Here is an 18,485-nt window from a genome sequence, read left to right on the forward strand (position 1 = left end):
ACGAAACCAAGAATTGAGGAAACGCAGCCATGACCGTCCTGACTCCGAACGGTTTCAATCTCGATAATTCCGGCAAGCGCATCGTCGTCGATCCGGTCACCCGCATCGAAGGCCATATGCGCGTCGAGGTGAATGTCGACGAGAATAATGTCATTCGCAACGCCGTCTCCACCGGCACGATGTGGCGCGGCATCGAAGTGATCCTGCGCGGTCGCGATCCCCGCGACGCCTGGGCCTTCACCGAACGGATCTGCGGCGTCTGCACGGGCACCCACGCCTTGACCTCCGTGCGCGCGGTGGAAGACGCGCTGGCGATCCAGATTCCCGAAAACGCCAATTCCATCCGCAACATCATGCAATTGGCGCTGCAGGTTCACGACCATATCGTGCATTTCTATCACCTCCACGCGCTCGATTGGGTCGACGTGGTTTCGGCGCTCTCGGCCGATCCCAAGGCCACTTCGGCGCTGGCGCAATCGCTCTCGCCGTGGCCCTTGTCCTCGCCCGGCTATTTCCGCGATCTGCAAGGAAGATTGAAGAAATTCGTCGAATCCGGCCAGCTCGGCCCGTTCAAGAATGGCTATTGGGGTTCCAAGGCCTATCGCCTGCCGCCCGAAGCCAATCTGATGGCGGTGGCGCATTATCTCGAAGCGCTCGATTTCCAGAAGGAAATCGTGAAAATCCATACCATTTTCGGCGGCAAGAATCCGCATCCGAACTGGCTCGTCGGCGGCGTGCCTTGCCCGATCAATGTCGACGGCATTGGCGGCGTCGGCGCGATCAACATGGAGCGCCTGAACTACGTCAAGGAGATCATCGACCGGTCGATCGAGTTCAACGACCAGGTCTATCTCCCCGATGTCGCGGCCATCGGCTCGTTTTACAAGGACTGGCTCTACGGCGGCGGCCTGTCGAGCCAATCCGTGCTCGCCTATGGCGATATCCCCGAACACGCCAATGATTACACGCCGCGCAATCTCGCGCTGCCGCAGGGCGCCATCATCAATGGCAATCTCGCCGAGGTTTTCCCGGTCAACCATCGCGATCCCGAGGAGATCCAGGAATTCGTCACCCACAGCTGGTACAAATATCCCGACGAGACCAAGGGCCTGCATCCCTGGGACGGCGTCACCGAGCCGCATTACGAGCTCGGCCCCAACGCCAAGGGGACCAAGACCAATATCGAAAATATCGACGAAGGCGGCAAATATAGCTGGATCAAGTCGCCGCGCTGGAAGGGCCATGCGATGGAAGTCGGGCCGCTCGCCCGCTGGACCGTCGGCTACGCCCAGAACAAGTCCGAATTCAAGGACCCTGTCGACAAGCTGCTGAAAGACCTCGGCCTGCCGACGAGCGCCCTGTTCTCGACGCTGGGCCGCACGGCGGCGCGCGCGCTGGAAAGCCAGTGGGCGGGTTACAAGATGCGGCATTTCTACGAAAAATTGGTCGCCAATATCAAGGCCGGCGACAGTTCCACCGCCAATGTCGACAAATGGGATCCCAAATCCTGGCCTTCCGAGGTCAAGGGCGTGGGCTTCACCGAGGCGCCGCGCGGCGCGCTCGCGCACTGGATCAGGATCAAGGACGGCAAGATCGACAATTACCAAGCGGTCGTGCCGACCACATGGAACGGCAGCCCGCGCGATCCCAAGGGCAATATCGGCGCCTTCGAGGCGTCGCTGATGAACACGCCGATGGCCGATCCGAGCCAGCCGCTGGAGATCCTGCGCACGCTGCACTCCTTCGATCCGTGCCTGGCCTGTTCGACCCATGTGATGAGCCCGGACGGCCAGGAAATGGCCAAGGTGACGGTAAGATAAGCGCGGCGCCGGGCGCTCCTTCTCCCTTGCGGGGGAAAGTAGCGCTGCAGCTCCGGGCATGAGGGGGCTACGCCCCGCCCTGCCCCCTCGTCCGTCCCGGCGTTTGGCCGATCCATCTTCTCCCGCAAGGGAGAAGGGAGAACTAAAAATTTTGGGAGGTCGTCATGACTGAACTGACGCAAACCGCCGGTATTCCTGACACGCTTGTCGACACGACGGTGGCCCGTCGCACGGGGGCTGTCCTCGGCGATCTTTCCGACGCTCGTGGCGAGAAAGAAATTTCCCGGCGCACGGTCTACGTCTATCAGGCTCCGGTGCGCCTCTGGCACTGGGTCAACGCTCTGGCCATGGTGTCGCTTTTCGTCACCGGCTATCTGATCGCTTCGCCGCCGGCGAGCCTGAGCGGCGAGGCCAGCGCGCATTTCCAGATGGGCTATATCCGTTTCGTCCATTTCGCCGCCGGCCAGATCATGGCGGTCGGCTTTCTGTTGCGGATTTACTGGGCCTTCGTCGGCAACGCCCACGCCAAGCAGATTTTCTACATCCCGTTCTGGCGCTCGGAGTTCTGGCTCGGCGTGCTGCATGAAATCCGCTGGTACGCTTTTCTGGAAAAATACCCCAAGCAATATGTCGGGCACAATCCGCTCGCCCAAAGCATGATGTTCCTGATGTTCACGCTCGGAACCCTGTTCATGATCTGCACCGGCTTCGCGCTCTATTCTCAGGGCGAGGGCTCCGGAAGCTTGCTGGCCAAGGCGTTCGGCTGGGTCTTCGTGCTCTTCCCGAACAGCCAGGAGGTGCACACATTGCATCATCTCGGCATGTGGGTTCTGGTGATCTTCACCATCGTCCATATTTACGCGGCGGTCCGCGAAGACATCATGTCGCGCCAGAGCATGATCTCCTCGATGATTTCGGGCGAGCGCCAATTCCGCGACGAGGTCTGACCATGAACGCAAAGCGTGAACCGAAGATACTCGTTCTGGGCATCGGCAATATTCTTTGGGCCGACGAAGGATTTGGCGTCCGGGCGCTGGAGACGTTCCACGCCCTTTATCGGACGCCGCCCGATGTCAGCCTGCTCGACGGCGGCACCCAGGGCCTCTATCTCGTCCAATTCGTGCAGGAGGCCGACTATCTCCTGGTCTTCGATGCGATCGACTATGGCTTGCGGCCCGGCGCGTTGAAAATCGTGCAGGGCGACGAAGTGCCGAAATTCACCGGCGCGAAAAAAATGAGCCTGCATCAGACCGGGTTCCAGGAAGTGCTCTCCGCCGCCGACCTGCTTGGCGACTATCCGGAAAAACTCGCTTTGATCGGTTGCCAACCGCTCGATCTCGAGGATTGGGGCGGCCCCCTGACCGCGCCGGTGCGTGACCAGCTCTTGACGGCGGCCGACATAGCGGCGGTCATATTGGAGCAATGGGGAGCGCCCTGCCGTCGCCGCGCGCGAGGCGAGATGGTGGAGCCGTTGCTCGGCAATGACATGGACATGGCCAGCTACGAGCGGCTTTCGCCGGGTCTGGGCGAATAAGCCCTGACCGACCTTCCAGGAAAACAACAAATGTGCCTTGGCGTGCCGATGCAAATCATGGAAGGCGACGATATGTCGGCGCTTTGCGCGCGGGGCGAAGAGACGCGCCGCGTGTCGCTGCTGCTGCTCGGTCCGCAAGAGCCGGGAACGCAGGTTCTTGTTCACATCGATACTGCGATCCGCGTCCTCGACGCGGAAGAGGCGCGTTTGATCGAAGACGCCTTGTGCGGACTGGAAGCCGCCCTGCGAGGCGAAAATTTCGAGTCTCACTTCGCCGATCTGATCGACCGCGAACCGCAATTGCCCGAACATTTGCGCTGAGCGCGCTGGAAAGCCCAGGTCTTTCACTGTAAGCTGACTTTCTACCTGGCGGCGCAACCACGAGCGCCCGATTCGAAGGCTTGAGCGCCCAAACAGCGGCTGGCGCGCATTTTGCGGAACCAATTAAAAGACTACTACGAGGGAACGCCATGTCGACGCCTTTGCTCAACGCGCTTGCCGAGCGCCACCGCCTGCCTTTGGTCGATGCCGAAAATATCGACGCCTTCCTCGTCCCGGCGCAGGGTGAATCTCTTCATTCACTGCTGTTCTTTCCCGGCGCGGGCGCCAATCGGCCCGAAACGAGCGATGTCGCGGTCATCCTGCCGGAAATACTCCAGGTCTTCGCCGAGCGCTTGCGCGGCGCCGTGATCGCGCCCGCGGCGGAAGAAAAGTTGAAAGCGCGCTTCCAGGTCTATGTCTATCCCGCCCTGGTTGTCGTGCGTGGCGGCGATCCCGTCGGCGTGCTGCCGAAAATTTACGACTGGTCGGAATATCTTCACAAGATCGAGGCGTTTCTCGATCCCGCCGCGCCGGTTCTCAGCGGTCCCAAGGGGCCGAAAGTGGCATTCACCCATTCACAGGGAGCCTGACGCATGAAAGCCGGATTTTGGGTCGCGCCGGAAGGCGCCGAGGAAGCCATGACCATCATGCCGATCGGCTTCGAGCCGCTGACCGAAAGCGGCAAGGGACGCACCGCCTCGGGCGCGTTGTCGCTGCTGGCGACAGGCAAGGCGGAAGACCTGATCGAACATTGCCCGCGCGTGGCGAAAATGTTGCCCGACATCGCCGTGGCGCTCGACGTCCAAAAGGAAAACGAGGGGGGACGCCTGTTCGACCTCACCGATTTTTCGGCCGACGAAATTCTCCTGTTCGAGGGCGTGCTGGGCGAAGGCGAAGTGGCGGGCGTGGTCGCGCTGCCGGACGGCGTGACTGCGCAAATCCAGGAATCGACCATGGCCGGCCTGTGGCGCGTGCGCTTCACCGACAGGCAGGAAAAGCTGTTAGCCGATTATCTCGAAGTCTCGCGCCTGCCGGAAATCGCCAGGCGCGCGGCTCTGGTGAACAATCAGCCCTTGATCTATGGCGCGCCCCCGCTCGGCGCGATGAACGTCATGCCGCTGCTCAAGGAAATCGAGAGCCGCTCCGAGGCGCATCAGCCCGGCCAGCCGACTCACACCATCACTTTCACTTTGCTGCCGATGAGTTCGGAAGACATGGAGTTCCTGCAGCTCTGCCTCGGGTCGGGCGCGGTGCGGCTGGTGTCGACCGGCTATGGCTCCTGTCGCGTCCATTCAACAGCGACGAAAAACGTCTGGTCGGTGCAATTTTTCAATTCCATGGACCAGATCATCCTCGACACTTTGGAAATCGGCGACGCTCCGGCCGCCGCCTGCGCGGCGGATGAGGATTTCCGCGACAGCGCGCAAAGGCTGCGCGAGATTGACGAGGCCTATTTCCGATGAGCGGGTTCGAGAATTTCGGCAAGCCGGAGGGAGACGACCAGGCCAGGATGGAATGCGGCGTGTGCTGGCACGTCTATGATCCGGCGCAGGGGGATGAAGTCTGGCAGATTCCGCCGGGCACGCCGTTCTCGGCCTTGCCCGAAGACTGGCGCTGCCCCAATTGCGATGCAGCGCAGGAGCGATTCATGAGGCTCGGCGATGACGGCTGACACGGAAGTCGCGGAGCTTTCCGCCCGGCTGGAAGCGCATTTCCACAACGTCCATCAGCGCGCCATGGCCGATGTGCCAATCTGCAATCGCGCGCTCGACGTCGCAAGTGTTGGTTTCAGGCCCTGGCGAGACCAGGCTCTCGGCATTGTCGTCACGCCCTGGTTCATGAATATCGTGCTCGCGCCCTTGGACGGGGCGCCGCCCGTCACAGGTGCGTCCGGCGAAGCGCGCAGCGTTTCACTGCCCTGCGGAAAGGTCGATTTTCTCGTCTGCGAACTCGACGGTTTCGGCCGCCTGCTGATGTGTTCGTTGTTTTCGCCGATGGACGATTTCATCGATCAAGCGGCGGCGCTCGCCACCGCCCACGCGGCCATCGACGGACTTTCGGACGCCGGCCTGCTGGCCGAAGCGCCGGGGCCGGAAATCTATCCCTTCGCCCCGGATACGCCGCGCGAAACGCCGGCCGAGCGGGCTGAAAAATTTCGCCCGCGGGAGATGGCGGAGGCTCCGCAAATGGATCGCCGCGCGTTTTTCCTGCGCGGCGGCGACCGGAAGGCGCCCGCGCCATGAACCCCTTCGACGGCGCGTTGAAGATGGCGGTGATCACGCGAGGCGATTGGGTGGACGAGGTCAGGATCGCTTCGCCGCGCCAAGATGTCGCGCCGATTTTTATCGGCCGGTCGTTGCCGGATGCGGCGAAGCTGGCGAAAAATCTTTTTTCGCTTTGCCCGGTTGCGCAATCGCTCGCGGTAGAGGCGGCGGGCGAGGCGGCGCAGGGGCGCACGCCGGACCCGGCGGAGCGGAAGCTGCGCGATTTGCGCCTGCTATGCGAGCGGTACAGCGAAATGTTGCGCGCCAGCGTTCTGGATTGGCCGCAGGAGGGGCCGCCCGAAGCGGAAAGCGTCGCCGCCCTGCGCGATACGTTGCAATCTTTGCGCGTCGCGCCGGACATAGGCGAGGGTCGGTTCGAGCGCGTCGAGGATGCGGCGATCAAGCTTGGCCTGCGCGATTTCGCGCAGGGCGAGACGCTTTTCGCGCGGCAGTGGACGGGGGTCGCCGCCGACGAACCGAACTGGGCCTTGAGCGAGGGAAATGCCGATTTTCTGCGGCCGTCCGATGACTCGGCTGTCGCCCAGGCGATGACAGAGCCGAGATTTTCCCGGGCGCCGCAGCTTTCCGGACGCTGCGTCGAGACAGGCGCCTCCGCGCGGCGAGCCAGCGTCGATTTTACCAACACTCTCGCCGGACGCCTGGCGTCCCGGTTCAAAGACATGGCGGCGACGCTCGATGCGATCGCTGCGCTCATCAAAGGCGCCTCGGCGCACGAGAATCTGGTGGTCGGAAAAAGAGCAGAGGCAGGTCAGGGGTTTGCGGCGGTCGATTCCGCGCGCGGAAGGTTGTATCATCGTTTGCGCCTCGACAGCGCCGGACGGATCGCGGACTATGGAATCCTCGCCCCGACCGAATGGAATTTTCATCCCGAAGGTCCTTTCGCCAGATTTTTGCGCGGCGGACGGATCGGAACGGGCGCAGCGGCGCGACGGCGGGTGGAGCGGCTGGCTTTCGTCTTCGATCCCTGCATCAGCGTCAGCGTGGAAATTCGGGACGTCGCTCATGCATGAAATGTCGCTGACCGAGGGCGTGGTCGAGATTCTCCGCGAGGAAGGGCGCAAACAGGGATTCGCCCGCGTGAAAACGGTGTGGCTGGAAATCGGAACCCTTAGCAGCGTGGAGCCGGAGGCGATGGAATTCTGCTTTGACGCGGCGACCCGCGGCACATTGGCCGAGGGCGCCAGGCTCGAAATCATCCGCACGCCGGGGCAGGGCTGGTGCCTCGACTGCGAAAAAACGGTTCCGTTAGCCGAACGTTTCGGCGCCTGTCCGGACTGCGGCGGTTATCATGTGCAAATGACCGGCGGCGACGAAATGCGCGTCAAGGAATTGGAGGTCGAATAATGTGCACGGTTTGCGGATGCGGGACGGCGACCCAGGAGGGTGATAAAGTTCCGGGCGAAAAGCCTGCCGAGGCCAAGGCGCACAGCCATAGCCACGCGCATGGCGATCACCATCACGATCATGACCGCGCGCACGATCATGATCACGACCATAACCACCACCATGATCATGACCACGTTCATGGCCATCATCATGGCCATGCCCATGGCGAGGGCGGCGAAAAGCTTGACTTTGGCGCCGGATTGGCGGGCGTTCATGTTCCCGGCATGAGCCAGGAGCGGATCGTGCAGATCGAGCGCGACATTTTGTCGAAAAACCGCTTCTATGCCGAGGAAAACCGCGCCTTTTTTGTGCGCAATGGCGTTCTGGCGCTTAATTTCGTCTCCAGCCCCGGCTCGGGAAAAACCTCGCTGCTGGTGCGCGCCATAAATGACCTCAAGGACCGCCACTCCATCGCGGTGATCGAGGGCGACCAGCAGACCTCGAACGACGCTGAGCGCATCCGCGCCACCGGCGTCAAGGCGATCCAGGTCAACACCGGCAAAGGCTGCCATCTCGACGCCCATATGGTCGGCCATGCGCTGGAGACGCTGGCGCCGGCGGAAAACTCGCTGCTGTTCATCGAGAACGTCGGCAATCTCGTCTGCCCCGCTGCTTTCGATCTCGGTGAGGCGCACAAGGTGGTGCTGCTTTCGACCACGGAAGGCGAAGACAAACCGTCCAAATATCCCGACATGTTCGCGGCCGCCGATCTGATGCTGCTCAATAAATCCGACCTGCTGCCGCATCTCGATTTCGACGTCGGCGCCTGTATCGGACATGCCTTGCGGGTCAATCCGAATTTGCAGACGCTTGTCTTGTCCGCCAAGACCGGCGAGGGCTTGGCCGCCTTTTACGCCTGGGTCCAGGCGCGCGCCTCCCGCTTGAGCGCGGCGAAAACCAAGGCGGGCTGATGGCGGTCGCGGCGCTCATGGCGAAACCGGAAGCGACGCGCCTGCGCCTGCGCTTGCGCGGCGCCGTGCAGGGCGTCGGTTTCCGGCCCTTCGTCCATGGTCTCGCCGCGCGTTATGGTCTTGCGGGCTTTGTGCGCAACGATGCCGAGGGCGTGCTGCTGGAGGTCGAGGGCGCGGGCGTCGAGCGTTTTGTCGCCGCCTTGCGTCAGGAATTGCCGCCTTTGGCGCGTCTCGACGCGATGGAAGTGGAAAGGCTGGCGCCGAGCGGCGAAGCCGGGTTTGTCATCGAGACCTCGCGCGGCGGTCTGGCGCGCACACGCATTCCCGCCGACGCCGCGACCTGTGAGCAATGTCTCGACGACCTGTTCGATCCCCAAAGCCGTTTTCATCTCTATCCTTTCGTCAATTGCACCCATTGCGGCCCGCGCTACACGCTGACGCGGCGGCTCCCTTACGACCGCGCGCAAACCTCGATGGCGCGCTTTGCGATGTGCGAGGATTGCGCGCGCGAGTACAAAGATCCGGCCAATCGCCGCTTCCACGCGGAGCCCATCGCCTGCGCAAAATGCGGGCCGCGCCTGTCGCATCAACCGGCGGAAATCGTCGCCGCCCTGCGCAGCGGCAAGATCGTGGCGCTTAAGGGGATCGGCGGTTTTCATCTGCTGTGCGACGCCCATGACGAGGCGGCGGTCGCGGAGTTGCGGCGGCGGAAAAACCGCGAGGTGAAACCTTTCGCCGTCATGCTCGCCAACGAGGCTTCCGTCGCATTGTTCGCGGCGCGTGGCCCTGAGGATTTGTCGCTGCTGCGTCATCCGGCGCACCCCGTCGTGCTGCTGCCGAGCCTTGGGCTTTTGCCGCGGAACATCGCGCCCGAGATGACGCGTCTGGGGGTGATGCTGGCCTATGCGCCGGTTCATCATCTGCTGTTTCAGGCTGCTGGCGGGGCGCGGGGCGAGGCGCAAAATTTTGCGCTGGTCGCCACCAGCGCCAATTCCGGGGGCCAGCCCTTGATTACCGACAACGACGAGGCGCTCGGCAAGCTTGCGAGCATCGCGGACCTCATCGTCACCCATGACCGCGACATCGTCGTGCGCGCCGACGACAGCGTGATGCAGCGCATCGACGGCGCGCCCGCCTTCCTGCGCCGGGCGCGCGGCTTCGTCCCGGAACCCATCGATCTCGTTACGGAAGGCCCGAGTGTTCTCGCCTGCGGCGGCCACCTCAAGGCCACCGTGACGCTGACACGGGGCCGCGAAGCTTTTGTCTGCCAGCATATCGGCGATCTGTCGGACGCGGAGACTTTCCGCTTCTACGAGGAAAGCGCGGCGCATCTGCTGTCGCTGCTCGACGTGGAGCCGGAGGCGGTCGCCTGCGACCTGCATCCCGATTATCTCTCCACCCGTTTCGCCGAGGCGAGCGGTTTTCCGGTGCTGAAATTCCAGCATCACGCCGCCCATGTCGCCGCCATCGCCGCCGAGCATGGCGAAAGCGGCGCGCTCACCGGCGCAGCCCTGGACGGGCACGGATTGGGCGACGACGGCGAGGCCTGGGGCGGCGAATTGCTGCGCCTCGACGGGGCAGGCCGTTTTATACGTATCGGCCATCTTGCCGGCCTGCCGCTGATTGGCGGCGACCGCGCCGCGCGCGACTGTTGGCGCATGGGACTGGCGGCTTTTTCCGCTTTGGGTCGTTTCGAGGAGGCGGGCGCCTTTTTCGCCGCGACGCCGGAAGCGGAGCGACTCGCGCAAATCGGCTTGACAAAAAACGCACCGCTGACGACCAGTCTCGGCCGGCTGTTCGACGCCGCCTCCGCTCTGCTCGGTTTTGCGCAGAGACAGGATTTCGAGGGCCAGGCGGCGATGAGGCTGGAGGCTTTTTCGCACGACACTCGCGTGCTGCCGGGCGGGTTTGTCCTGCGCGAGGGCGTGGTGGATTTTTCCGGCCTGCTGGCGCATCTGATCGACAAGCGGCCGTCGCCCGTCGAGGGCGCTGAATTGCTGCATGGAACCTTGATCGCCGGTCTGGCGGAATGGATTTCCGCCTTTGGGTCTCCGGGCGAAAAAATCGCGCTCGGCGGCGGCTGCATGATGAATCGGGTTCTGGCCGAAGGACTGGCCGGCGCCCTGCGTAAAAAGGGGTTGACGCCTTTGTTGGCGCGGAAAATCCCGCCCAACGACGGTGGTCTCTCGCTGGGCCAGGCGGCGCTGGCGCGTGCTGTGCTGATGGGAACTGGCCCTCTCCCCGCGAGCGGGGAGAGGGGGCGAAGACGAGCTTAATTTGGAGAGACAGAATGTGCCTAGCCATACCGGTCCAGGTGACCGAAATGCTCGACGGCGACATGGCGCGCGTCACGCTCGATGGCGTGCAGAAGATCATTTCGCTGGCCCTTGTCGAGGACGTGCGCGTCGGCGATTACGTCATCCTGCATGTCGGCTATGCGCTCAACAAACTCGATCCTGACGAGGCCGAAGAGACTCTTCGCCTGCTTGCCGAGGCTGGACAGATTGCGGGAGCGGGCGCATGAAATATGTCGACGAATATCGCGACGGAAGCCTCGCGCGCGCCATAGCCGCGACCATAAGCGCCGAGGCGCGGCGCGACCGCGAATATCGCTTCATGGAATTCTGCGGCGGCCACACCCATGCCATCGCCCGCTATGGGCTCGAAGACTTGCTGCCGGAAAATGTGCGGATGATTCACGGGCCCGGCTGCCCGGTCTGCGTGTTGCCGATCGGGCGCATGGACGACGCGATCAAGCTGGCGCAGAACCCGGAAATCACGCTTTGCACCTATGCCGACCTGATGCGCGTGCCCGGCTCCGGAGACTTGAGCTTGATGAAAGCCAAGGCGGCGGGCGCTGATATCCGCATGGTCTATTCGACCCTCGACGCTTTGCGCATCGCGCGCGAGGAGCCGCGCCGAAAAGTCGTGTTCTTCGCCATTGGCTTCGAGACCACGACGCCGCCGACCGCCATGGCGGTTCTGGCGGCGCGAAAGGAGGGGCTGAAGAACTTCTTCGTCTTCTGCAATCATGTCCTCACGCCAGCGGCGATCGAAGCCATTGTCGGCGACGAGACCGACGAAAAGGTGGCGCTCGATGGTTTCGTCGGACCCGCCCATGTCTCGACGGTGATCGGCACACGGCCCTATCACGCCTTCGCCGAAAATTATTGTAAACCGGTCGTGATCGCCGGTTTTGAGCCGCTCGACGTGGTTCAGGCGATCCTGATGCTGGTGCGCCAGGTGAACGAGGGCCGCCATGTCGTCGAGAACGAGTATATCCGCGCGGTGACGGTCGACGGCAATCGCAAGGCGCAAGATTTCGTCGCCCAGGTTTTCGAAACGCGCGAAACTTTCGAGTGGCGCGGGCTGGGGCATATTCCCTCTAGCGCCTTGCGCCTGCGCGAAGAATTTTCCGACTTCGACGCGGAGAAAAACTTCGCCATCGAAACCGTTCCAGCCAAGGACAATCCGGCCTGCGAATGCGGCGCGATTTTGCGCGGGGTGAAGAAGCCGGTCGATTGCAAATTGTTCGGCACGGTCTGCACGCCGGAGACGCCGATGGGCTCCTGCATGGTGTCGTCGGAAGGCTCGTGCGCCGCGCATTGGACCTACGGCCGTTTCCGTGACGCCCAACCCGAAAGGCAAGCCTCGTGACCATGGCGCGTCCTCGACACCGCAAGCTCGACCTGAAAAACGGCCGGGTCGACCTCTCGCATGGCTCCGGCGGCCGGGCGATGGCGCAGCTCATCGCCGATATTTTCCAGGTGGAATTCGCCAATGATTTGCTGGCGCAGGGCAACGACCAGGCAGTCTTTTCCATTCCAGCCGGCCGTATGGCCATGACCACCGACGGTTATGTCGTCTCGCCGCTTTTCTTCCCGGGCGGGGACATCGGCTCGCTCGCCGTGCATGGCACGGTCAACGATCTCGCCATGTCGGGCGCGCGGCCGCTGCATCTCTCGGCGAGCTTCATTCTGGAAGAAGGCTTTCCGCTCGCCGACCTCCGTCGCATCGCGCAAAGCATGGGCGCGGCGGCGTGCGCGGCGGGGGTGAAAATCGTCACCGGCGACACCAAGGTGGTCGAGCGCGGCAAGGCCGATGGCGTGTTCATCTCCACTGCCGGGATTGGCCTGGTTCCAGAGGGAATCGACCTCTCCGGCGACCGCGCGCGGCCGGGCGACGCGATCCTTGTGTCCGGCACGATGGGCGATCATGGCGTCGCCATCATGTCGAGTCGCGAAAACCTGCAGTTCGAGACGCAGATCATTTCGGATTCCGCCGCCCTCAACGGGCTGACAGACGCGATGATCGCGTCCTGCGGCTCGCAGCTGCGGGCGATGCGCGACCCGACGCGCGGCGGCCTCGCGGCGACGCTGAACGAAATCGCAAACCAGTCGCGCGTCGGAATCCGCATCGACGAGGACCGCTTGCCGGTGAAGCCGGAAGTCGCCGCCGCCTGCGAATTGCTCGGCCTCGATCCGCTTTTCGTCGCCAACGAGGGCAAGCTGGTCGCCTTTGTCGCGCCCGAAGCCGCCGACGAATTGCTGGCCGTGATGCGCGCGCACGAACTCGGACGCGACGCCGCGATCATCGGCCAGGTCGTCGCCGACGATCATCAATTCGTGCAGATGACCACGAGTTTCGGCGGCGGCCGGATCGTCGACTGGCTGTCGGGCGAGCAATTGCCGCGCATTTGTTGAATGGGGAATAAGCGGAAAAAAGTCGCAACGCATTGCGATCGAAGTGGGAGGAAAATGTTCATGAATCCGTCCGGCGCCGTTCTCATCGTCGATGACGAATTGCGATCGCGGGAATCCCTCCAGCGGGTGCTTGCGGAGGAATTCGACGTGCTCTGCGCCCAGAATGCGCGCGAGGCGGAATCGATTCTGGCTGGCGATCTGGTTCAGGTGATCCTGTGCGACCAGCGGATGCCGGGCGAAAGCGGCGTCGATTTCCTGCGCCGCGTCCGCGACCAATGGCCGGATCCGGTGCGCATGATTATTTCCGGTTTTTCGGAATCGGAAGACATTATCGCCGGGGTCAACGAGGCAGGCGTCTCTCAATATATCACCAAGCCGTGGCACCCGGAAAAGCTGCTGGAATGCGTCCGTGACGCGGTCAAACTCTACCGAATGCAGAAGGAGCCAGGGGGCGTGGGCGGCGACGCCAAGCCTTCGCATGACACGCTCAACCGCGTGCTCGCTGACCGGCGCCGCGAGCAGCGTCGGATGTTCGAATTCGACCGCATCGTCCACGTCCCCGGCGGCCCGATGGACGAGACGCTCGACCTGGCGCGCAAGGCGACGAAATACGATATTTCCGTCCTTGTCACCGGCGCGTCCGGAGCTGGCAAGGAATTGCTGGCGCGCGCCATTCATTTCGGCTCGGCGCGTGGCGACAAGCCTTTTGTGGTCGAGAACTGCGGCGCGCTGCCCGACGAATTGCTGGAGAGCGAATTGTTCGGCTGCAAGAAGGGCGCGTACACCGGGGCCTATCAGGACCGCATCGGCCTGTTCGAACTTGCCGACGGCGGCTCGATCTTTCTCGACGAAATCGGCGAGACATCGCCGGCCTTTCAGGTGAAACTGTTGCGGGTCCTGCAGGAGCGCGAGATCCGTCCGCTCGGCGCGACGCGCTCGCGCAAGATCGATGTGCGCGTCATCTCCGCCACCAATCGCGATCTGGAAGCCGAGGTCGAACAGGGCCGCTTCCGCCGCGATTTGTTTTACCGCCTCAACGCCTTTCCGATCCATCTGCCCGCTTTGGCCGACAGGCCGCGTGACGTCCCGAAAATCGCCGAAAGCATTTTAGGTGACGTCAATCGCAGCTTCCACCGCAAAATTCCGGGTTTTGCGCCGGAGGCCATGGCGCGGCTCGTCGCCTATGGCTGGCGCGGCAATGTTCGTGAATTGCACAACGAAATACAGCGCATGGTCGCCATGTCGGATGAGGATACACCGCTCGGGGCGCATCTCCTGTCGCCGCGCATCGCCGCCCTGCCGCAACCGGCGAAGCTCAATGGCGCGATTGCGTTGAAGGACAAAGTCGAGGCTTTGGAGCGCATCGAAATCGTCAAGACCCTGCGCGATTGCAGCGGCAATATCAGCCATGCCGCTGAAAGCCTTGGCCTGTCGCGCGTCGGGCTGCGCGCCAAGATCGAGCGCTATGATCTGCGCCGGGACGTGAGCCAGGATTTGGCCAATGACGGTTGATCGCAGATCGCGGCCAGAAAACATTCTCGCTCTGGCCGCCGCCAGCGGCGAAGCGGAACTGACGGATAATCAGGAATCCGTCTGGCGCGAAGTCGTCAAGCGCGTTGATGAAGTCTACTCCGACCTGTTGCGCTACGAGGCCGACCTTGAAAGCAAGAACGCCGAGCTGGAAGAAGCGCAGAGCTTCATTTCCAGCGTCATCGCCTCGGTCTCCGACATTCTGGCGGTGAGCGACGCCAAGGGCGGCGTCATCCAGACCAATCCGGCCTTTCTCGCCTTGCTCGGCTGTGACGAGCCGCAATTGCTTGGGCGGAACCTGCCCGAGCTGATCGTCGAGGACGATCGCGCCCAGGCGGTGCAATTCCTTCACGGCTGCGCCGCCGGCTCGTGCGAACTGCGTTTCATGACGGCGCACGGCCTCTCGGACATGATGGCGATTAATTTTTCGCCGCGCGTCGACCATGCTGGCCGCTTCGTCGGCGCCGTGCTCACCGGCCGCCCGATTGGCGAATTGCGCCGCGCCTATCAGGCCCTGCACAGCGCCCATCTTGACCTGCAGCAGGCGCAGCGCAAGTTGATCGAACAGGAGAAAATGGCCAGCCTCGGCCGTCTCGTGGCCGGCGTCGCGCATGAGCTGAACAATCCGATCAGCTTCGTCTATGGCAATGTCCATGTGCTGGACCGCTATCGCAAATATCTCGCCGAATTTTTTCGCGAGGACGAAAAGCGCGAGGATTTCGAGACCGCCGACCTGCGTCGCCGCTACCGCATCGACGCCATTCTCGCCGATCTCGAGCCGCTGATCGAAGGCACGCTGGAAGGCGCGCGGCGGGTGTCCGAAATCGTCAAGAACCTTCGGCGGCTGTCGTTCAACAGGGCGCACGAGGCGCAGGCCATCGACCTCGAACGCACGATCGGCATGGCGGCGCAATGGGCGGCGCGTTCAAAACGCCATCAGGTCCGGATCGACATCGAGGTCGCTCCGGGCCTGAGCCTGCGCGGCAATGAGGGGCAGATCCACCAGATTTTCGTCAATCTGATCGACAACGCGCTCGACGCCGTGCGCAAGACGGCCGACCCGCACATCAATATCCGCGCCGCGACGGCGGATGGCGAAATCGAGATCGCCGTTGCCGACAATGGGATCGGCATCGCCGACGATTCTTTCGACAAATTGTTCGAGCCCTTCTTCACCACCAAGACGGTGGGCGAAGGCACGGGGCTCGGCCTGTGGATTTCCTATTCCATCGCCAGGGAACACGGCGGCGCGATCTCCGCCGCCAACCGCCCAGGCGGCGGGGCCATCTTCACCCTGCGCCTGCCCTCGGGCGCTCAATGATTTTCCCGGAGGGAGCGGTGATGCAGCACGACTCGCCCAAGAACCTCATCTGGCTGCAGGCCGGCTCCTGCGGCGGATGCACCATGGCGGCGCTTGAGCATGGCGCCTCCGGCTTTCCGCGCGAACTGGAAAAATTTGGCGTCAAGCTGCTGTGGCACCCGAGCGTCAGCGAGGAGACGGGCGAAGAAGTGCTGGAGATTTTCCGCCGCGTCGAGAACGGCGATGAAAAGCTCGACATTCTCTGCGTCGAGGGCTCGATCCTGCGCGGGCCGCACGGCACCGGCAAATTCAACCGGCTGTCGGGAACCGACCGCACTTTATTCGACCTGACGCGCAGCCTGGCTGCGCAGGCGGATGTCTGCGTCGCGGTCGGCAGTTGCGCCGCTTTCGGTGGCATTCCCGCCGGCGATCCCGACCCGACCGACGCCTGCGGATTGCAATATGAAGGCGCCGTGGCGGCCGGCGCCTTGGGCCTCGCCTATCGATCGCGCAACGGCTTGCCCGTCGTGAACGTGTCGGGCTGCGCGCCGCATCCCGGCTGGATCCTGGAGACGCTGCAAGCGCTGGCTGCCGGCGAGTTCGCGGCAGGCGATCTCGACGCGCTCGGGCGACCGAAATTCTTTGCCGGCCATCTCGCCCACCATGGTTGTTCCCGCAATGAATTCTACGAATTCAAGGCCAGCGCCCGCGTGCTGTCGGAGCGCGGCTGCATGATGGAGCATCTCGGCTGCAAAGCGACGCAGGCCATTGGCGATTGCAACCAGCGCGCCTGGAATGGCGGCGGCTCGTGCACCCATGCCGGCTTTGCCTGCATCTCCTGCACGTCGCCGGGGTTCGAGAGCATCCGCAACCATCATGTCACGCCCAAAGTCGCCGGCATCCCCGTCGGGCTGCCGCTGGACATGCCGAAAGCCTGGTTCATGACGCTCGCCGCTCTATCGAAATCCGCGACGCCGGAGCGGGTGCGTAAGAACGCTGAAGCCGATCGGATCGTCGAACACCCGAAAAGGCACAAATGACACGCCTCATCGTCGGACCGTTCAATCGCGTCGAAGGCGATCTTGAGCTGACGCTCGACCTTTCCGAGGGCAGGGTCGAGGCGGCGCGCGTCGCCACAACGCTCTATCGCGGTTTCGAGCAGATTCTGGTCGGCCGCCCCGCCGCCGACGCACTGACCATCGCGCCGCGCATTTGCGGCATCTGCTCCCTGTCGCAGAGCATCGCGGCGGCGGCGGCTTTGCGCGTCCTGACCGACGTGCGCCCGCCACGCAACGGCGAACTAGCCGCCAATATCGCCCATGCTGCGGAAAATATCGCCGACCATCTGACCCATTTCTATCTATTCTTCATGCCGGATTTCGCCCGGGATTTTTACGCCGGCGCGTCCTGGTTCCCCGAGGTCGCGGCTCGGTTCAAGGCGGTTTCGGGCGCCGCGGCGCTGGAGGTCCTGCCGGCGCGGGCGCGGCTGCTGCATGTGATGGGACTGATCGCCGGCAAATGGCCGCACAGCATGGCGATCCAGCCCGGCGGCGTGACGCGGTCTCTCGACCTCGGCGAAAAGATGCGACTGATCGCCGTGCTGGGCGAGTTTCGCGCGTTTGCCGAGCGCGTGCTATTCGCGGCGCCGCTCGAAAAGATCGCGGCGCTGGAGACGCCGGACGATCTGGCGGAACGCGCACAGTGTCGGGGCGATTTCGCCGCCTTCCTCCGCATCGCCGCCAACCTGCGGCTGGAAACGCTCGGCCGCCTGGCTTTGCCGCTGATCAGTTTCGGCGCCTATGCGCAGGGCGGCAGCCATCTTTTCGCGCGCGGCCTGTTCGACCCGCGCGTTGGCGCCGGCGCAAGCGCCCTGGCTACCGGCTCCATAGCCGAGCATGTCGCCTTTTCCTTTTTGCGCGACTCCAGCCTCGATCCGGCGCAAGCCGTCACCGCGCCAGACATGAACAAACCCGGCGCCTATTCCTGGGCCAAGGCGCCGCGCCTCTCCGGCGCGCCGGCGGAAACCGGCGCCGTCGCACGTCAGGCGGTGCGGGAAGACGCCTTGGTGCGCGCCTTGCTGGCGCAGGCGGGCGGCACGAATGTGCTCGTCCGCATCGTGGCGCGCATGGTGGAAATCGCCCGCCTGACGCTGGCGGCGGAAGGTTGGGCGCGCGAATTGAAGCTGGACGAGGCTTTTTACGAAACGCCGCCGGCGCTTGTCGAGGGTTGCGGCGCCGGCATGACGGAAGCGGCGCGCGGCGCGCTGGGTCATTGGATGAGCGTCGAAAAGGGTGTGATCCAACGCTATCAGATCGTCGCGCCGACCACCTGGAATTTCTCGCCGCGCGACGCCCAGGGCGTTCCCGGTCCGCTCGAACAGGCGCTGGTTGGCGTCGAGGTCGGCTCGTCTGGCGCCAAAGCGCCAGCAATCCAGCATGTGGTGCGGAGTTTTGATCCCTGCATGGTCTGCACGGCGCATTGAAGCGCACGAATATGCCTACGGGTCAGAGCCAGCCACGAAATAGCAGATAACCACCGCTTTAAGCCGCCCCCGAACCCTCTGTTCGCGACCCCATAATGAAACCCCGAGCGGATATCTCGAGTATTCGACATCCCACCCAATCGAAATCGAGGAACTGGCTGGACCGCCCCATACTCCAGACGCCGAGCACAACCTAAATTTAAGCTAACGACT

19 protein-coding genes are annotated in these 18,485 nt (G+C 63.4%); all 19 read left to right on the plus strand.

Features of this window, described 5'->3' with window-relative positions; translation table 11 throughout:
* Positions 1 to 29 precede the first annotated feature (29 nt).
* The 19 genes from ACLP2E_RS13075 (at position 30) to ACLP2E_RS13165 (ending at position 18,272) form a co-directional block, all read left to right on the plus strand.
* Positions 30 to 1,820 (plus strand): nickel-dependent hydrogenase large subunit, encoded by a 1,791-nt coding sequence (locus ACLP2E_RS13075; RefSeq protein WP_442466182.1) that lies wholly within the window; start codon positions 30 to 32, stop codon positions 1,818 to 1,820.
* Between the two features lie 164 nt (positions 1,821 to 1,984).
* Complete coding sequence (gene cybH / locus ACLP2E_RS13080) at positions 1,985 to 2,767, plus strand: Ni/Fe-hydrogenase, b-type cytochrome subunit (protein WP_442466183.1); 783 nt, start codon at positions 1,985 to 1,987, stop codon at positions 2,765 to 2,767.
* A 2-nt stretch (positions 2,768 to 2,769) separates the two neighbouring features.
* Entirely contained in the window at positions 2,770 to 3,354 is a 585-nt protein-coding gene (locus ACLP2E_RS13085; RefSeq protein ID WP_442466184.1) for a HyaD/HybD family hydrogenase maturation endopeptidase, read from the plus strand.
* Positions 3,355 to 3,384: 30 nt separating this feature from the next.
* On the plus strand, positions 3,385 to 3,675 hold the full coding sequence (locus ACLP2E_RS13090) for a HypC/HybG/HupF family hydrogenase formation chaperone (protein WP_442463564.1): 291 nt from the start codon (positions 3,385 to 3,387) through the stop codon (positions 3,673 to 3,675).
* A 149-nt stretch (positions 3,676 to 3,824) separates the two neighbouring features.
* Positions 3,825 to 4,265, plus strand: coding sequence for a hydrogenase accessory protein (locus ACLP2E_RS13095; RefSeq protein ID WP_442463563.1), 441 nt, complete (start codon positions 3,825 to 3,827; stop codon positions 4,263 to 4,265).
* 3 nt (positions 4,266 to 4,268) lie between these two features.
* Positions 4,269 to 5,138, plus strand: a complete 870-nt coding sequence (locus tag ACLP2E_RS13100; RefSeq protein WP_442466185.1) for a hydrogenase expression/formation C-terminal domain-containing protein — start codon at positions 4,269 to 4,271, stop codon at positions 5,136 to 5,138.
* On the plus strand, positions 5,135 to 5,347 hold the full coding sequence (locus ACLP2E_RS13105) for a rubredoxin (protein ID WP_442463561.1): 213 nt from the start codon (positions 5,135 to 5,137) through the stop codon (positions 5,345 to 5,347). The genes ACLP2E_RS13100 and ACLP2E_RS13105 overlap by 4 nt, the downstream gene beginning before the upstream one ends.
* Positions 5,337 to 5,918 carry a [NiFe]-hydrogenase assembly chaperone HybE gene (gene hybE / locus ACLP2E_RS13110; RefSeq protein WP_442463560.1) on the plus strand — a complete coding sequence of 194 codons (582 nt, stop codon included), beginning with the start codon at positions 5,337 to 5,339 and terminating at the stop codon, positions 5,916 to 5,918. The genes ACLP2E_RS13105 and hybE overlap by 11 nt, the downstream gene beginning before the upstream one ends.
* Entirely contained in the window at positions 5,915 to 6,970 is a 1,056-nt protein-coding gene (locus tag ACLP2E_RS13115; RefSeq protein WP_442466186.1) for a nickel-dependent hydrogenase large subunit, read from the plus strand. The genes hybE and ACLP2E_RS13115 overlap by 4 nt, the downstream gene beginning before the upstream one ends.
* On the plus strand, positions 6,963 to 7,304 hold the full coding sequence (gene hypA / locus ACLP2E_RS13120) for a hydrogenase maturation nickel metallochaperone HypA (RefSeq protein WP_442463558.1): 342 nt from the start codon (positions 6,963 to 6,965) through the stop codon (positions 7,302 to 7,304). Before ACLP2E_RS13115 ends, hypA begins: the two co-directional genes overlap by 8 nt.
* Positions 7,304 to 8,257: a hydrogenase nickel incorporation protein HypB gene (hypB, locus tag ACLP2E_RS13125; RefSeq protein WP_442466187.1), complete on the plus strand. Its 954-nt coding sequence runs from the start codon at positions 7,304 to 7,306 to the stop codon at positions 8,255 to 8,257. The genes hypA and hypB overlap by 1 nt, the downstream gene beginning before the upstream one ends.
* Positions 8,257 to 10,533 (plus strand): carbamoyltransferase HypF, encoded by a 2,277-nt coding sequence (hypF, locus tag ACLP2E_RS13130; protein WP_442466188.1) that lies wholly within the window; start codon positions 8,257 to 8,259, stop codon positions 10,531 to 10,533. Before hypB ends, hypF begins: the two co-directional genes overlap by 1 nt.
* 14 nt (positions 10,534 to 10,547) lie before the next feature.
* A complete protein-coding gene (locus ACLP2E_RS13135; RefSeq protein WP_442463555.1) occupies positions 10,548 to 10,781 on the plus strand; it encodes a HypC/HybG/HupF family hydrogenase formation chaperone in 234 nt (77 codons plus the stop codon).
* Positions 10,778 to 11,914 carry a hydrogenase formation protein HypD gene (gene hypD / locus ACLP2E_RS13140; protein ID WP_442463554.1) on the plus strand — a complete coding sequence of 379 codons (1,137 nt, stop codon included), beginning with the start codon at positions 10,778 to 10,780 and terminating at the stop codon, positions 11,912 to 11,914. Before ACLP2E_RS13135 ends, hypD begins: the two co-directional genes overlap by 4 nt.
* A 2-nt stretch (positions 11,915 to 11,916) precedes the next feature.
* A complete protein-coding gene (hypE, locus tag ACLP2E_RS13145; RefSeq protein ID WP_442463553.1) occupies positions 11,917 to 12,960 on the plus strand; it encodes a hydrogenase expression/formation protein HypE in 1,044 nt (347 codons plus the stop codon).
* Between the two features lie 60 nt (positions 12,961 to 13,020).
* Complete coding sequence (locus ACLP2E_RS13150; RefSeq protein ID WP_442463552.1) at positions 13,021 to 14,472, plus strand: sigma-54-dependent transcriptional regulator; 1,452 nt, start codon at positions 13,021 to 13,023, stop codon at positions 14,470 to 14,472.
* Positions 14,462 to 15,811, plus strand: coding sequence for an ATP-binding protein (locus tag ACLP2E_RS13155; RefSeq protein ID WP_442466189.1), 1,350 nt, complete (start codon positions 14,462 to 14,464; stop codon positions 15,809 to 15,811). The genes ACLP2E_RS13150 and ACLP2E_RS13155 overlap by 11 nt, the downstream gene beginning before the upstream one ends.
* A 20-nt stretch (positions 15,812 to 15,831) precedes the next feature.
* A complete protein-coding gene (locus ACLP2E_RS13160; RefSeq protein WP_442463550.1) occupies positions 15,832 to 16,830 on the plus strand; it encodes a HupU protein in 999 nt (332 codons plus the stop codon).
* Positions 16,827 to 18,272 carry a nickel-dependent hydrogenase large subunit gene (locus ACLP2E_RS13165; protein WP_442466190.1) on the plus strand — a complete coding sequence of 482 codons (1,446 nt, stop codon included), beginning with the start codon at positions 16,827 to 16,829 and terminating at the stop codon, positions 18,270 to 18,272. The genes ACLP2E_RS13160 and ACLP2E_RS13165 overlap by 4 nt, the downstream gene beginning before the upstream one ends.
* Positions 18,273 to 18,485: the final 213 nt, after the last annotated feature.

Origin of the sequence: Rhodoblastus sp., from assembly GCF_052145335.1 — a bacterium.
Classification (GTDB): Bacteria; Pseudomonadota; Alphaproteobacteria; order Rhizobiales; family Beijerinckiaceae; genus Rhodoblastus.

Excerpts from the sequence above, each read along its gene's own strand:
- ACLP2E_RS13075 (WP_442466182.1), top strand. The coding sequence starts at position 30 with ATGACCGTCCTGACTCCGAACGGTTTCAATCTCGATAATTCCGGCAAG.
- cybH (WP_442466183.1), top strand. The coding sequence starts at position 1,985 with ATGACTGAACTGACGCAAACCGCCGGTATTCCTGACACGCTTGTCGAC.
- ACLP2E_RS13085 (WP_442466184.1), top strand. The coding sequence starts at position 2,770 with ATGAACGCAAAGCGTGAACCGAAGATACTCGTTCTGGGCATCGGCAAT.
- ACLP2E_RS13090 (WP_442463564.1), top strand. The coding sequence starts at position 3,385 with ATGTGCCTTGGCGTGCCGATGCAAATCATGGAAGGCGACGATATGTCG.
- ACLP2E_RS13095 (WP_442463563.1), top strand. The coding sequence starts at position 3,825 with ATGTCGACGCCTTTGCTCAACGCGCTTGCCGAGCGCCACCGCCTGCCT.
- ACLP2E_RS13100 (WP_442466185.1), top strand. The coding sequence starts at position 4,269 with ATGAAAGCCGGATTTTGGGTCGCGCCGGAAGGCGCCGAGGAAGCCATG.
- ACLP2E_RS13105 (WP_442463561.1), top strand. The coding sequence starts at position 5,135 with ATGAGCGGGTTCGAGAATTTCGGCAAGCCGGAGGGAGACGACCAGGCC.
- hybE (WP_442463560.1), top strand. The coding sequence starts at position 5,337 with ATGACGGCTGACACGGAAGTCGCGGAGCTTTCCGCCCGGCTGGAAGCG.
- ACLP2E_RS13115 (WP_442466186.1), top strand. The coding sequence starts at position 5,915 with ATGAACCCCTTCGACGGCGCGTTGAAGATGGCGGTGATCACGCGAGGC.
- hypA (WP_442463558.1), top strand. The coding sequence starts at position 6,963 with ATGCATGAAATGTCGCTGACCGAGGGCGTGGTCGAGATTCTCCGCGAG.
- hypB (WP_442466187.1), top strand. The coding sequence starts at position 7,304 with ATGTGCACGGTTTGCGGATGCGGGACGGCGACCCAGGAGGGTGATAAA.
- hypF (WP_442466188.1), top strand. The coding sequence starts at position 8,257 with ATGGCGGTCGCGGCGCTCATGGCGAAACCGGAAGCGACGCGCCTGCGC.
- ACLP2E_RS13135 (WP_442463555.1), top strand. The coding sequence starts at position 10,548 with ATGTGCCTAGCCATACCGGTCCAGGTGACCGAAATGCTCGACGGCGAC.
- hypD (WP_442463554.1), top strand. The coding sequence starts at position 10,778 with ATGAAATATGTCGACGAATATCGCGACGGAAGCCTCGCGCGCGCCATA.
- hypE (WP_442463553.1), top strand. The coding sequence starts at position 11,917 with ATGGCGCGTCCTCGACACCGCAAGCTCGACCTGAAAAACGGCCGGGTC.
- ACLP2E_RS13150 (WP_442463552.1), top strand. The coding sequence starts at position 13,021 with ATGAATCCGTCCGGCGCCGTTCTCATCGTCGATGACGAATTGCGATCG.
- ACLP2E_RS13155 (WP_442466189.1), top strand. The coding sequence starts at position 14,462 with ATGACGGTTGATCGCAGATCGCGGCCAGAAAACATTCTCGCTCTGGCC.
- ACLP2E_RS13160 (WP_442463550.1), top strand. The coding sequence starts at position 15,832 with ATGCAGCACGACTCGCCCAAGAACCTCATCTGGCTGCAGGCCGGCTCC.
- ACLP2E_RS13165 (WP_442466190.1), top strand. The coding sequence starts at position 16,827 with ATGACACGCCTCATCGTCGGACCGTTCAATCGCGTCGAAGGCGATCTT.